Here is a 13,319-nt window from a genome sequence, read left to right as displayed (position 1 = left end):
GATGTGCCTCAGCGTGCGACGGGATTGGCGCCGAAGCGGCGCGCCACGAACAGCACCAGCCAGGTCACGATGCCCAGCGAGATCGACAGCGACGCGGCGAGCGCGAAGTTGGCGTAGTTGGTGAACTCGTTGTAGATGGTGATGGGAATGACCTCGAACTTGCTGGCCAGCGTGAAGGCTGTGCCGAAGGCGCCCATCGACGTGGCGAACAGGATCGCGCCGCAGGCCAGCGTGGTGGGCGCGAGTTCGGGCATCCACACGTCGCGCGCCACGCGCAGCCGCGAGGCGCCGAGCGAACGCGCGGCTTCCTCGAGCTGGGTGTTCATCGACTCGGCCGCCGCTGCGTAGGTGGCGATGGCGCGCGGCAGCGAAAAATAAAGGTACGCCAGGAACAGCCCGAGCAGGCCGTAGGCGAAGGTGATGCGCTGTCCGATCAGGCTGTCGCTGAGGTCCGCGACCACGCCTTGGCGCCCGCCCAGCAGGATCACGAAGAAGCCGATGATCACGCCCGGGAACGACAGCGGCAGCGTGAGCAGCGACAGCAGCATGCGCTTGCCGACGAAGGCATGCCGCGCGAGGTAGATGCCCACTGCCGCGCCCAGCACCAGGGTGGCGAGGGTGACCGTGATGGAGAGCACCACCGTGTTGGCCATGCTCGCGAGATAGCGCGAATCCGTGAGCACGGCGAAATAGGTTGCCCAGCCTTTGTCGGCGGGCAGCGTCACCAGGCGCACGACCGGCAGCAGCCAGAAGGCCGCGAAGAAGGCGGCAGCGGGCGCTGCGCAGGCCAGCAGGCGCCAGCTTGGGTTCCAGGAGTTGTTGGACTTCATGTCGGCTTTTTCGCCTTGTCTTGTTGCTTGAGGCTCTTCTTCAGGGCGTGTGCACAGGCCATCGGGTACTCCCCTCCGCGAATGTCCCCCGCCCTGCGGGCTCCTCCTTTATTTCGCTGCGGGGAGCACCCGACGTCCTGTGCACTGGACGCGTCGTTGGTTTGCGGCTGATCAACCAGTGCCCTGAACGATCACGACGGCGGGGTGCCTTGCGCAGCGAAATAAAGGAGGAGGGGCGCAGCCCCGGGGGACATTCGCGGAGCAAGGCACCCCGTCGTCGGGAGCGCGCCCCGAAAAGCGCGCCCCCGCAACGAAGCACACAGAGTTAGCGCACTTCCTTCAAGTACTCATCGGAGAAAGCGCGTTGCGCGGCAGCCATGCGCCCATAGTCCACGCTCTTCGCACGGGCGTAGTCGCTGGCGGGCAGGAACTGGGCTTCGATTTCCTTGGGCATCGCGCTCGCGCGCACCGGCCGCAGGTAAGCCTTGGCCCAGATGGCCTGGCCTTCGTCGGACAGCGTGAAGTCGAGCACCTTCCTGGCGTCGGCCGCGTGCGGGGCCTTGGCGACCAGGCTCATCACGTAGGGCACGGCCAGCGTGCCTTCGCTCGGGATCACGAACGCGACGTTGGCCTTGTCCTTGTACTTGGCGCGGTAGGCGTTGAAGTCGTAGTCCAGCAGGATCGCGATTTCGCCCGACAGCACGCGCGCATACGACGTCTGCTTCGGCACGATCGGCTCGTTCTTCTGCAGCGCCTTGAAGTAGTCGATGGCCGGCTTGAAGTTGTCTAGCGTGCCGCCGCGCGCTTCGTTCACCGCGACCGCGCCGACGTAGCCCACGAAGGCCGAGGCCGGGTCGAGATAGCCGATCAGGCCCTTGTATTCGGGCTTGAGCAGATCGGCCCACGACTTCGGAATCGGCTTGCCCTTGAGCGCGTCGACGTTGACCATGAAGCCGAGCGTGCCCGAGTGGATGGTGAACCAGTTGCCGGCCGGGTCCTTCATGCCGTCGGGAATGTCTTTCCACGCGGCCGGCTTGTAGGGCTCGACCAGGCCGTCCTTGGCGGCCTGCACCGCGAAGGTCACGCCGAGGTAGGTGACGTCGGCCACGGGGCTGGCCTTCTCGGCCGCCAACTGGGCCAGCGACTGGCCCGAGTTCTTGTTGTCGGGCGGCACGGTGACGCCCGTCTTGGCCTTGATGGCCTTCAGCTGGGTGCCCCAGTCGGCCCATTCGGTCGGGCAGTTGTAGCAGATGGCGGTCTGGGCCATGGCGCTGCCGGCGGCGAGCGTGGCGGCGATCAGGCCCAGGCGGGCCAGTCGGTGGAAGCGGGAGGACATGCGGGAGCTCCTTGGAGGATGAGTCGGAGAAAGAGGTTGGTGAGGTCAGAAAGTCGCGGCGTTGTTGTCTTCGCGCGCCGAAGCGCACGACTCGCCGTCTCGGAAGGCATGGGGAAGCAGCAGGCTCGAATCCGCCCGCAGCGTGGTGCCGCCGGCAATCGCCTGGATCAGCAGCTCGACGCCCTGGCGGCCGATGTCGCTGTTGGGCTGGGTGATGCTGGTGAGCGCGGGCGTGAGGTCTTCGCCGAGTGCAATGCCGTCGAAGCCGACCACGCTGAGGTCCTCGGGCACCGACAGGCCGCCGAGGTGGGCGGCGCGGATGCTGCGGATGGCCAGCAGGTCGTTCGAACAGATCAGCGCGGTGGGGCGCTGGTGGGCCTGCAGGTGGGTGGAGAGCGCGTCGACGGCGGTCTCGACGAAGGGCACTTCGATCACCGGCTGTGCGTCGAGCCCGGTGTCGGCCATGCCCTTGAGGTAGCCGCGGTAGCGCTGCTGCGCACGGTCCGATGCGGCCAGCGTGCCGCTGACCATCGCGATGCGCCGGTGGCCCAGCAGCACGAGCCGGCTGACCGCGTCGGCCACCGCGCCTTCGCTGTCGACCGACACGCAGGGGTGCTCCGCATGGCGGTTGTAGGCCAGCACGTAGGGCACGCCGGCGGCCTGGAGCCGGGGCAGCGCCGCCGAGGTCGAGGGGTTCGACACCACCAGGATCAGCCCGTCGACGTTGCCCGCCAGCAGCAGGTGGACGGCGCGCTCTTCCTCGTCGAGCCGGTAGCCGGTGGTGACGGGAATGATCGCGTAGCCCCCCGCCACGGCGGCCCGCGCGATGCCCTGCAGGCATTCGGCGAAGGTCGGGTTCAGCAGCGTCGGCAGCACGATGCCGAGCACGCGGCTGCGTTGCGTGCGCAGGGTGCGCGCACTGGCGTTTGGCAGGTAGTTGAGCTCTTGCGCCACGCGCTCCACCAGTTCGCGGGTGGCGGGCGTGACCTTGTCGGGAAAGTTGAAGGCGCGCGAGACCGTGGCCACGGAGACCCCGGCTTTGGCTGCAACGTCTTGAATACTCATCTTGCGGTGTTCATGTAATCGATTACATTGGACCGCCGGAGTATGACTTTGTTATGACATCGCCTGAAAGGGGGAAAAACCCGAAGGGCCTGGACGAGGGAAAAGCCCCAAGAAGAAGGGGCCCCGCGGGGCCCCTGAGAAAACCTACTTGCCCCGGCGAACCCGCCGGATCTCGTCCAGGATCAGGCAGATGGCCCCGAGCGTGATCGCACTGTCCGCGGCGTTGAATGCCGGGAAGTACCAGTTCCCCGCGTGGAAGCTCAGGAAGTCGACCACGTAGCCGTGCATCATCCGGTCGACCACGTTGCCGATCGCGCCGCCCAGGATGCAGGCCATGGAGAACGAAAACAGCTTCTGCCCCGCGTGCGACTTCAGCATCCACACGATGAACACCGCCGCCGCCACGCCGATGGCCGTGAACAGCCAGCGCTGCCAGCCCGAGTGATCCGCGAGGAAAGAGAAGGCGGCCCCCGTGTTGTGCGCGCGCACGACGTTGAAGAAGCTCGTCACGTAGGTCGCGTCACCGAGCTTGTAGTAGCCCAGGATCAGCGTCTTGGTGAACTGGTCGATGATCACGATGATCACCGCCAGCCCCAGCCAGGGCCAGATGCTGCTGCCGCGCGAACGCGAGGCCGACATGGAGCGGGCGGCGGCCATCAGGCAAAGCTCCGCGATTCACCGGCGCCGAACAGGTTGCTGGTGCAGCGCCCGCAGATCGTCGGATGGGCCGCATCGTGGCCCACGTCGTCGCGGTAGTGCCAGCAGCGCTCGCACTTCTGCGCGGCGCTCGGGGTCACCACCGTCGACAGCGTCTCGCCGGCCGCCAGCGCGATGGCCGAGGTGATGAAGACGAACTTCAGGTCGTCGCCCAGCGTATCCAGCAGCGCGAAGTCGCCGGCCGGTGCCGTCAGTTGCAGGTTGGCCTGCAGCGACGAGCCGACCTTGCCTTCGGCGCGGACCGTCTCGATGTCCTTGTTCACCACGTCGCGGATCTCGCGGATGCGGTTCCATTTGGCGAGCAGGGCCTCGTCGGGCCCGTCGAACTTGCTGTAGGTCTGCGTGAAGATCGATTCGCCCGGCTTGCCGGTGCCCACGAACTTCCATGCCTCTTCGGCCGTGAAGCTCAGGAACGGCGCCATCCAGCGCAGCATGGCTTGCGAGATGTGCCACAGCGCCGTCTGCGCGCTGCGCCGTGCCAGCGAGCCCGGGGCCGTCGTGTAGAGGCGGTCTTTCAAGATGTCGAGGTAGAAGCCGCCCAGCTCTTCCGAGCAGTAGATCTGCAGCTTGGCCACCACCGGATGGAACTCGTACACCTTGTAGTGCGCGAGGATCTCGGCCTGGAACTGCGCCGCGCGCGACAGCGCGTAGCGGTCGATCTCGAACAGCTGGTCGAGCGGCACGCCGTCTTTCTCGATGTCGAAGTCGCTGGTGTTCGCGAGCAGGAAGCGCAGCGTGTTGCGGATGCGGCGGTAGGCATCGACCACGCGGGCGAGGATCTTGTCGTCGCCGGCGATGTCGCCCGAATAGTCGCTCGCGGCCACCCACAGGCGGATGATTTCCGAGCCCAGCTTGTTGCTGATTTCCTGCGGGTCGATGCCGTTCTTGAGCGACTTGCTCATCTTGATGCCCTTGGCATCGACCGTGAAGCCGTGCGTCAGCAGGCCGCGGTACGGCGCGCGGTCTTCCAGCGCGCAGGCGATCAGCAGCGACGAGTGGAACCAGCCGCGATGCTGGTCGTGGCCTTCGAGGTACAGGTCGGCTTCCGGCCCCGTCTCGTGGTGCACCGTGGGGTGCGTGCCGCGCAGCACGTGCGAGAAGGTCGAGCCCGAGTCGAACCACACCTCGAGGATGTCGGTGCTCTTGGTGTAGTGCGGTGCGTCTTCGGCGCCGAGGATTTCCTCGACCGTGACGCGGCTCCAGGCCTCGATGCCGCCTTTTTCGACGATGTCGGCGGCCTGGTCGAGGATTTCCATGGTGCGCGGATGCAGCTCGCCCGAATCCTTGTGCAGGAAGAACGGGATCGGCACGCCCCAGCTGCGCTGGCGGCTGATGCACCAGTCGGGCCGCCCGGCGATCATGTCGTGCAGGCGGGCCTTGCCGTTCTCAGGGTAGAAGCTGGTCTGCTCGATGGCGTCGAGCGCGGTCTGGCGCAGTGTCTTGGGCGCCTTGTCCTTGGTGAACACGCCTTCACCCTCGTCCATGCGCACGAACCACTGCGCGGCGGCGCGGTAGATCACCGGCGTCTTGTGGCGCCAGCAGTGCGGGTAGCTGTGGGTGATGGTCTCGGTGGTCAGCAGGCGGTTGGCATCGCGCAGCGCGGCGATGATGACCGGCACGGCCTTCCAGATGTTCTGGCCTCCGAACAGCGGGAAGTCGGGCGCGTAGCTGCCGTTGCCCTGCACCGGGTTCAGGATGTCGTCGTACGCCAGGCCGTGGGCGATGCAGGAGTTGAAGTCGTCCACGCCGTAGGCGGGCGAGGAGTGCACCAGGCCCGTGCCGTCGGTGGCGGTGGCGTAGTCGGCCAGGTAGATGGGCGACAGGCGCCTGTAGCCGGCGTCCGCGTCATACAGCGGATGCTCGAATTCGAGGCCGCCCAGCTTCTCGCCCTTGACCGTGGCCAGCACCTTGCCGTCGAGCGCATAGCGCGTCATGCACATCTCGACCAGCGAGTTGGCCAGGATCAGCAGGCCGCGCTCGGTATCGACCAGCGAGTACTCGAGCTCGGGGTTGAGGTTGATCGCCTGGTTGGCGGGGATGGTCCACGCGGTGGTGGTCCAGATCACGGCGAAGATGTCGCCCAGGATCGTGTGGTCGGTGCCGAAGGCCTTGAGCACCTTCTCGCGCTCGTGCGCCTTGAAGGCGACGTCGATGGTCTGGCTCTTCTTGTCGGCGTATTCGATCTCGAACTCGGCCAGCGAGGAGCCGCAGTCGAAGCACCAGTACACCGGCTTCAGGCCGCGGTAGACGAAGCCGCGCTCAATGACGCGCTTGAAGACGCGCAGCTCGCCGGCCTCGTTGGCGAAGTCCATGGTCTTGTAGGGATGGTCCCATTCGCCCAGCACGCCCAGGCGCTGGAAGTCGGCCATCTGCTGTGCGATCTGCCCGGTGGCGAAGGCGCGGCTCTTGGCCTGCATCTCGTCGCGGCTCAGGTTGCGGCCGTACTGCTTTTCGATGGCGTTCTCGATCGGCAGGCCGTGGCAGTCCCAGCCCGGCACGTAGAGCGCGTCGTAGCCTTCGAGCTGGCGCGCCTTGGTGATCATGTCCTTGAGGATCTTGTTCACCGCGTGGCCCATGTGGATCTGGCCGTTGGCGTACGGCGGGCCGTCGTGCAGGATGAACTTGGGCGCGCCGTGGCGGGCGTCGCGCAGGCGGTGGTAGCGGCCTTCGTCGTTCCATTCCTTCACCCAGCCCGGTTCGCGCTTGGGCAGGTCGCCGCGCATCGGGAAGGGGGTGTCGGGCAGGTTCAGCGTGGAGCGGTAATCTTTGGGGGAAGCAGCGTCAGACATGTTGGGGTGCGAAGCAGAAGGCTTCTAGGGGGCTTCGACAGGCTCAGCCCGAACTGCATGAAGCGTGTCGGTGCGGAAGGTATAGCCGTTCGCCCTGAGCTTGTCGAAGGGCGGCAGCACGGGCGTGCAGGGCTAAATTCGGTCGCGCGTGGTCTGGCGGTGGGTTTCGGCGTGGGTGGACGCAAAGAACGCACGTGCGTCGCGCCCATCCTTCGCGATGCCCGCTGTGAGGGCCTCGAGGCTGGTGTAGCGCAATTCGTCGTGCAGTTTGTGCAGGAGTTCCACGCGCACGATTTTACCGTAGGCCCCTTCGGTCCCCAGATGCGAGGGCCACTCCAGGCAATGGGTTTCCAGGAGAACCCGCCCGCCGTTGACGTCGTTGGCGTCCAGCGAGGGGCGCACGCCCAGGTTCGCCACGCCCGGCAGCGGCTGGTCGGCCAGCCCGTGGACCAGCACCGCGAAGATGCCGCTGGCGGCCGGCTTCCAGTGCTTGAAGCGCAGGTTGAGGGTGCGGAAACCGTCGTCCAGGCCCGGCGCCGAGGCACCCAGCGCGCGGCCGAGCTTGCGGCCGTGGACCACGTGGCCGGAGATCGTGTAGGGCCGCCCGAGCAGCGTCTGGGCGTCGGCCATGCGGCCTTCGGCCAGCGCCTCGCGCACGGCGGAACTGGAAACCCGCAGGCCGTGCACCTCGTAGCTGTTCATGCGCGCCACGTCGAAGCCGCGGGCGTCGCCGGCCGCGTCGAGCATGGCGTAGTCGCCGGCCCGCTTGGCGCCGAAGCGGAAATCGTCGCCCACCAGCACATAGCGCGCGCCCAGGCCGTCGACCAGCACGTTCTGGATGAATTCTTCCGGCGTCTGGGAGGCCAGCCGGCTGTCGAACGGCAGCACGATGGTCTGTGCCACGCCGCAGGCGGCCAGCTCGCTGAGCTTGTCTCGCAGCGTGCCGATGCGCGCCGGCGCCAGGTCGGGCTTCTTGGTGAGCGCGGCGAAGTAGTCGCGCGGATGGGGCTCGAAGGTGAGCACGCAGCTCGGCAGCCCGCGCTGGCGGGCCTCGGTCTGCAAGAGCGCGAGCATGGCCTGGTGGCCACGGTGCACGCCGTCGAAATTGCCAATGGTGAGGGCGCAGGCGGGGGCTACGCCCGGGTGCCGGAAGCCGCGGAAAACCTGCATCGGTGAGTATCTTTTTGATAGCGCCTTTCGCCCGTCGATTGGGCGAATCAGGCCGATTTGTCACAAAGCCGGTATATTGTGACGCAGTGCGTTGACCGGCGTGGGTCTCCAACGCGCTCCGTGTCCCTGGTCTTTCCGTGTTCTCTCACTTTTCGAGGAGGCGTGTGTGAAGGTCTTGAAGCTGTCGGCCCAAGGGCTGCCCCAGTCATGGATTTCGCTGGAACAGGCGGTGATCCACTATGCGGCGGATGAAGTTCGCTGGGAAGTGGGCGCGCAGGTGGCTGTGTTCCGTGGCGGCCACAACGCCATCACGGGCGAGCAATCGCAGATCGCGATCAACAGCATCATCGGCACCAAGGGCGTGCCGCGCATCAATCCCTTCACGCAGCGGCCGGGGCTGACCAACAGCAAGCTGTTCTCGCGCGACCGCAACGTCTGCGCCTACTGCGGCGGGCACTTCCATGAAGACGAGCTCACCCGCGAGCACATCATTCCCTTTGCCCAGAGGGGCATCGACACCTGGATGAACGTGGTCACGGCCTGCAAGCCGTGCAACCACCGCAAGAGCAGCCGCACGCCCGAGCAGGCCGGCATGCCGCTGCTTTACGCGCCTTACGTGCCCAGCCTCTGGGAAGACTTCATCCTGCGCAACCGGCGCATCCTGGCCGACCAGATGGAGTTCCTGATGGCGCACCTGCCGCAAAGCTCGCGGCTGCACGACACCTAGCTTCAGCGCTTCCAGGAAGGCGGGCGCTTCTCGATGAAGGCCTGAACGCCTTCCAGCGCGCTCTCGTCCATCATGTTGCAGGCCATGGTCTGGCTGGCGTCTGCCAAAGCGGCCTCGATGCCGGTTTCGAGCTGGCGGTAGAACAGGGCCTTGCCCAGCGCCAGCGCCTTGCGCGGCTTGGCGATGATGCTCGCCACCAGCGCCTCGACGGCCGCGTCGAGTTCAGCGGATGCCGCCACCCGGTTGACCAGCCCCTTCTCGCGCGCTTCTTCCGCGCCGATGAATTCGCCCGTCACGAGCATCTCGAAGGCTTCCTTGCGCCCGAGGTTGCGCGACAGCGTGACGCTCGGCGTGGCGCAGAACAGCCCCACGTTCACGCCGCTGACCGCGAAGCGGGCTTCGCTCGATGCCACCGCCAGGTCGCACACGGCCACCAGCTGGCAGCCCGCCGCGGTCGCGATGCCGTGCACGCGCGCGATCACCGGCACGTCGAGCTTCTGGATCGACAGCATCATCGCCCCGCAGCGCTCGAACAGCTGCTGGTAGTAGCCGAGCGATGGTTTGGCGCGCATTTCCTTCAGGTCATGGCCGGCGCAGAAGGCCTTGCCGGCTGCCGCGATGACGACGGCGCGCACGCTCTCGTCGGCTGCGATGCCGGCCAGCGCCTGCTCCAGCGCGCCCAGCATGCCTTCCGACAGGGCGTTGAACGAGGCCGGGCGGTTCAGCGTCAGCGTGACCACGCCGCGCGCGTCGCGCGACTGCAGCACGAAGGGGGTGGCGGAGTCGGTCATGGCGGGTGCCTCTTCAGTAGGTCAGCTCGAGCACCGTCACGTGCTCCTGGGCGGCCGGCCACGTCAGGCCGGTGATGCGCTCGCCGTTGAATTCGCCCGCCACCGCGCGCGGCGCGCCGCCGCCTTCCAGCCGCAGCCTGGAAGTGGCCACGCCCGCGCCCTTGGGCGGCACGCCGGGAGGCGGGCTCTTGCCGTCGAAGCGCATGGTGTCGCGCTGGGCATCGAAGTAGCCGCGCGGACGCGTGAAGACGACGACGGAACTCGCGCCGTTGTCGGCCGGCGTGATGCGCTCCGGCCGCAGGTGCACGAAGCTGCCGCTGCGCGGGAAGGGGCTGCGGTAGATGTGCGTGGTGCCGTACCCCGGCGCGCTCAGGACGAATTCATAGGCGGTGTCGCCGCGCGCGTTGAACGGGCCCCAGCGGCCATCGGCGCCGACCGGCTTGGTGTGCACGGCCTCGCCCAGCCGCGCGCCGGTTGCCGGGTCCACGGCATAGACCGTGACCTGCGCGCCGTTCAGCGCGAGGTTTTCGGCGCCGATCGCTCGGCCGTCGAGCACGACCTTGGTGTCCGGCACCACGGCGGTGGTGCGCGGTGCTTCTCCGGTCAGGAATTGCCATGTGGCCGCGAACGCCGCGGGCGAGAAAGAAGTCTCGCGGTGGTCCACGCGCGGCAGCACGACGTTGGTCGCGCCCTTGAGCGCAGGGCCGTCGAAGCCGATGTTGGTCGGCTTGCCGGGGGCGCCGATCCACACGCCGTCGGGCTGCGCGTACTTGTCGTTGTTGTCGGAGCGCAGGGTCATCCACTTCACGCCCGGCGTTACCTCCTGGCCGTCCGGACCTTTGGGCGCATTGAGCTGCTGCATGAAGCCCGACAGCCCCGAGAACTCGTTGTTCTCGCGGAAACCCTTCACCGCCCAGATGCCGTGCGCGGGGTTGCCGCCCAGCACCACGTGGCTCACCACGGCCGCGCCGCCGCCGTTCTGCACGTAGTTGCGGATGGTGTTGCCGCCGCGCGAATTGCCGATCAGCACCACCTTGGCGGCGCCCGTGGCCTTCAGCACCTTGTCGACCTGCGCCTTGAGGAACGCCGCCGATTCGGCCGTCGAACTGCGTCCGGGCTGGGCCACGGCATCGTCGTCGCGCGCGAGCGGGTTCGGCTGGTCGAAGGCAAACAGCCGGTCGGCCGGCCAGCCGTTGGACTCGAAACGCCAGATCGTCGTCTGCCAGAGCGCGGCCGAATCGCCGTTGCCGTGGACGAACACGACGGGCGGCCGCTCGGCATACGACGGCGAGGGCGACGAAGAGGTGGCGCAGGCGGTCAGCATGGCGGTGGCGGCGGTCCCGATGACGGCCATGGCTAGAAGGGTGCGGCGGGATTGCATGTTTCGTTCCTGGGGCTGGAGTCCACGTGAAAACGCCCGTCGGCGCAAGGCGGGCGGGCGTTGGATGCTATCGGAACAACGTGAAACCGGCGTTGCCGGGTTGCGGGTGTCGCCGTCGTCGTCAGGCGAAGACGCCGGCGGTGTCCTGCATGCGGGCCGACACTTCACCCAGGTGGTGGAGCGTGTCGCCGAAAGTCAGCTCGAGCTGCGTGAGCTTGCGGAAGTAGTGGCTGCCGATGTATTCGTCGGTCACGCCGATACCGCCGTGCAGCTGCACCGAGTTCGCGGCCACGTAGCGCATGGAAACGCCGAGCTGGTACTTGGCGCGTGCCAGTGCCTGGCGGCGTTCGTCGGCCGGGGCGTTGAGCTTGAGCGTGGCGTAGTAGCTCATCGAGCGCGCGAGTTCGAGCTGCATCTTCATGTCGGCGACACGATGGCGCAGTGCCTGGAATGTCGAGATGGTCACGCCGAACTGCTTGCGCTGGTTCATGTAGTCGACGGTGAGGGCCACGGTCTTGTCCATCACGCCCACTGCCTCGGCGCAGGTGGCGGCAATGCCGACGTCCACCGCGTATTCGAGCGCTGCCAGGCCGTCGAGCGAGACCAGCGTGGCGTCGGCCTTGTCGAACACCACCTCGGCCGCGCGGCCGCCGTCCTGCGTGCCGTAGCCGCGGGCCTCGACGCCGCTGGCGCTGCGCTCGACGAGGAAGAGGGCGATCTTGCCGTCGACCTTGGCGGGCACGAGGTAGGCGTCGGCTTCGTCGCCGACCGGCACCACGCTCTTGGCGCCGTTCAGCGACCAGCCGCTGCCGCTCTTCGCGGCGTGGGCGTCGCACACGTCCAGGCGGTAGCGTGCCTTGCGCTCCTGGTAGGCCAGCACCACGATGGCCTGGCCGCCGGCGATGCGCGGCAGCCAGCCTTCCTTGGTGTTCGCGTCGGCATAGCCGCTGAGCACCGCGCCGGCGATCAGCGTCTGCGCGAACGGCTCCAGCACGATGCCGCGGCCGAGTTCTTCCATGACGACCATGCCGGCCACCGGGCCCATGCCCAGGCCGCCGTCGTCTTCGCTGATGTACAGGCCGCCCAGGCCGAGTTCGGCCAGTTCGTCCCAGGCTTCCCGGGAGAAGCCGCCCTTGGCCTCGATGCCGCGGCGGCGCTCGAAGTCATAGCCCTTGTCGACCCACTTGCGAACGGCGTCGCGCAGTTGTTCCTGGTCGTCGGAAAAATTGAAATCCATGTTCGTGTCTCCTCAGCCCAGAACCGTCTGCGCGACGATGTTGCGTTGCACTTCGTTCGAGCCACCGTAGATGGTCGTCTTGCGCATGTTGAAGAAGGTCGACGTCAGCGGCGCGAGCGCCGGGTTGCCGCCCGGGAAGTCGCCTTGCCAGCCGGCTTCCATTGCCTCGCGGATCAGCGGCAGCGAATAGGGGCCGCCGGCCAGCATCATCAGTTCGCTGTAGCGCTGCTGGATCTCGCTGCCGCGGATCTTGAGCAGGCCCGCCACGTCGAGCGAGTTCTTGCCCGAGGTGGCGGCCGACAGCACGCGCAGCACCATCATCTCGAGGGCGACGATGTCGACTTCGAGCTTGGCGATCTCGTCGCGGAAGCGCTGGTCTTCGTACACGCCTTCGCTCTTGGCGATGCGCTTGAGGCGCTCGAGCTCGCGCTTGGCGCGGTTCACGTCGGCGATGTTGGTGCGCTCGTGCGAGAGCAGGTGCTTGGCGTAGGTCCAGCCCTTGTTCTCTTCGCCGATCAGGTTTTCGGCGGGCACTTCGACGTTGTCGAAGAACACCTCGTTCACTTCATGGCCGCCGTCGAGCAGCTTGATCGGGCGCACGGTGACACCGGGCGACTTCATGTCGAGCAGCAGGAAGCTGATGCCGGTCTGGGGCTTGCCTTCGTTGCTGGTACGCACGAGGTTGAACATCCAGTCGCCGTACTGGCCGAGCGTGGTCCAGGTCTTCTGGCCGTTGACGATGTATTTGTCGCCTTTGCGCTCCGCCTTCGTCTTGACCGAGGCGAGGTCGGAACCCGAGCCGGGCTCGCTGTAGCCCTGGCTCCACCAGACTTCGCCGCTGGCGATGCCGGGGAGGAAGCGCTTCTGCTGCTCGGCATTGCCGAAGGCCATGATCACCGGTGCCACCATGACAGGGCCGAACGGAATGATGCGCGGCGCGCCGGCCAGTGCGGTTTCTTCCTCGAACAAATGGCGCTGCACGGCGGTCCAGCCCGGGCCGCCGAATTCCTTCGGCCAGCCGTAGCCCAGCCAGCCCTTCTTGCCGAGGATCTTGGCCCAGCCTTGCAAATCGTCGCGCGTCAGCTCCAGCGCGTTGTGCACCTTGTGCGAAATCTCTTGGGGAAGGTTTTCTTTGACCCAGGCGCGAACCTCTTCGCGGAACTTCTGTTCTTCGGGTGTGAAGCTCAAATCCATGCGTGCCTCGCTGTGTTGATCGGTTCACCGCAGACGCGGTGTGTCTCCGGAACCGTGAGTTTTAGCACGGTCGTGCTGTGAA

Annotated in this window: 11 protein-coding genes; 1 reads left to right on the top strand and 10 read right to left on the bottom strand. The window is 66.9% G+C overall.

The genetic code is table 11. The features are described 5' to 3' along the window. Positions 1 to 8: 8 nt before the first annotated feature. The 6 genes from QRN67_RS14015 to QRN67_RS13990 all read right to left on the bottom strand — a co-directional run bounded on the left by QRN67_RS14015 (position 9) and on the right by QRN67_RS13990 (position 7,907). The gene (locus tag QRN67_RS14015; protein WP_285412232.1) at positions 9 to 830 is read right to left on the bottom strand and encodes an ABC transporter permease; all 822 of its coding nucleotides are present in this window, start codon (positions 828 to 830) and stop codon (positions 9 to 11) included. Positions 831 to 1,155: 325 nt separating this feature from the next. Next, positions 1,156 to 2,166, bottom strand: coding sequence for an ABC transporter substrate-binding protein (locus QRN67_RS14010; RefSeq protein WP_285412231.1), 1,011 nt, complete (start codon positions 2,164 to 2,166; stop codon positions 1,156 to 1,158). A gap of 45 nt (positions 2,167 to 2,211) precedes the next feature. Further along, entirely contained in the window at positions 2,212 to 3,231 is a 1,020-nt protein-coding gene (locus QRN67_RS14005) for a LacI family DNA-binding transcriptional regulator (RefSeq protein ID WP_285412230.1), read from the bottom strand. A 144-nt stretch (positions 3,232 to 3,375) separates the two neighbouring features. Next, a complete protein-coding gene (gene lspA, locus QRN67_RS14000; RefSeq protein WP_081265729.1) occupies positions 3,376 to 3,888 on the bottom strand; it encodes a signal peptidase II in 513 nt (170 codons plus the stop codon). Continuing rightward, positions 3,888 to 6,737: an isoleucine--tRNA ligase gene (ileS, locus tag QRN67_RS13995; protein ID WP_285412228.1), complete on the bottom strand. Its 2,850-nt coding sequence runs from the start codon at positions 6,735 to 6,737 to the stop codon at positions 3,888 to 3,890. The genes lspA and ileS overlap by 1 nt, the downstream gene beginning before the upstream one ends. Positions 6,738 to 6,869: 132 nt before the next feature. Next, positions 6,870 to 7,907, bottom strand: coding sequence for a bifunctional riboflavin kinase/FAD synthetase (locus QRN67_RS13990; RefSeq protein WP_081265731.1), 1,038 nt, complete (start codon positions 7,905 to 7,907; stop codon positions 6,870 to 6,872). 166 nt (positions 7,908 to 8,073) lie between these two features. On the opposite strand from QRN67_RS13990, the gene QRN67_RS13985 reads away from it, so the two are divergent. Continuing rightward, on the top strand, positions 8,074 to 8,634 hold the full coding sequence (locus tag QRN67_RS13985; protein WP_081265732.1) for an HNH endonuclease: 561 nt from the start codon (positions 8,074 to 8,076) through the stop codon (positions 8,632 to 8,634). 2 nt (positions 8,635 to 8,636) lie between these two features. On the opposite strand, the gene QRN67_RS13980 is transcribed toward QRN67_RS13985, so the two are convergent. The 4 genes from QRN67_RS13980 to QRN67_RS13965 all read right to left on the bottom strand — a co-directional run bounded on the left by QRN67_RS13980 (position 8,637) and on the right by QRN67_RS13965 (position 13,237). Next, the gene (locus tag QRN67_RS13980) at positions 8,637 to 9,425 is read right to left on the bottom strand and encodes an enoyl-CoA hydratase (RefSeq protein WP_285412227.1); all 789 of its coding nucleotides are present in this window, start codon (positions 9,423 to 9,425) and stop codon (positions 8,637 to 8,639) included. Positions 9,426 to 9,438: 13 nt separating this feature from the next. Continuing rightward, complete coding sequence (locus tag QRN67_RS13975; RefSeq protein WP_285412226.1) at positions 9,439 to 10,806, bottom strand: alpha/beta fold hydrolase; 1,368 nt, start codon at positions 10,804 to 10,806, stop codon at positions 9,439 to 9,441. 121 nt (positions 10,807 to 10,927) lie between these two features. Next, entirely contained in the window at positions 10,928 to 12,043 is a 1,116-nt protein-coding gene (locus tag QRN67_RS13970; RefSeq protein ID WP_285412225.1) for an acyl-CoA dehydrogenase family protein, read from the bottom strand. A 12-nt stretch (positions 12,044 to 12,055) separates the two neighbouring features. Further along, positions 12,056 to 13,237 (bottom strand): acyl-CoA dehydrogenase family protein, encoded by a 1,182-nt coding sequence (locus QRN67_RS13965; protein WP_081265736.1) that lies wholly within the window; start codon positions 13,235 to 13,237, stop codon positions 12,056 to 12,058. Positions 13,238 to 13,319: the final 82 nt, after the last annotated feature.

It is taken from the genome of Variovorax sp. efr-133-TYG-130 (genome assembly GCF_030208835.1).
Taxonomy (GTDB): Bacteria; Pseudomonadota; Gammaproteobacteria; order Burkholderiales; family Burkholderiaceae_C; genus Variovorax.
The sequence above is the reverse complement of the archived record's forward strand: the minus strand, read 5'-3'. Positions and strand labels throughout refer to the sequence as shown.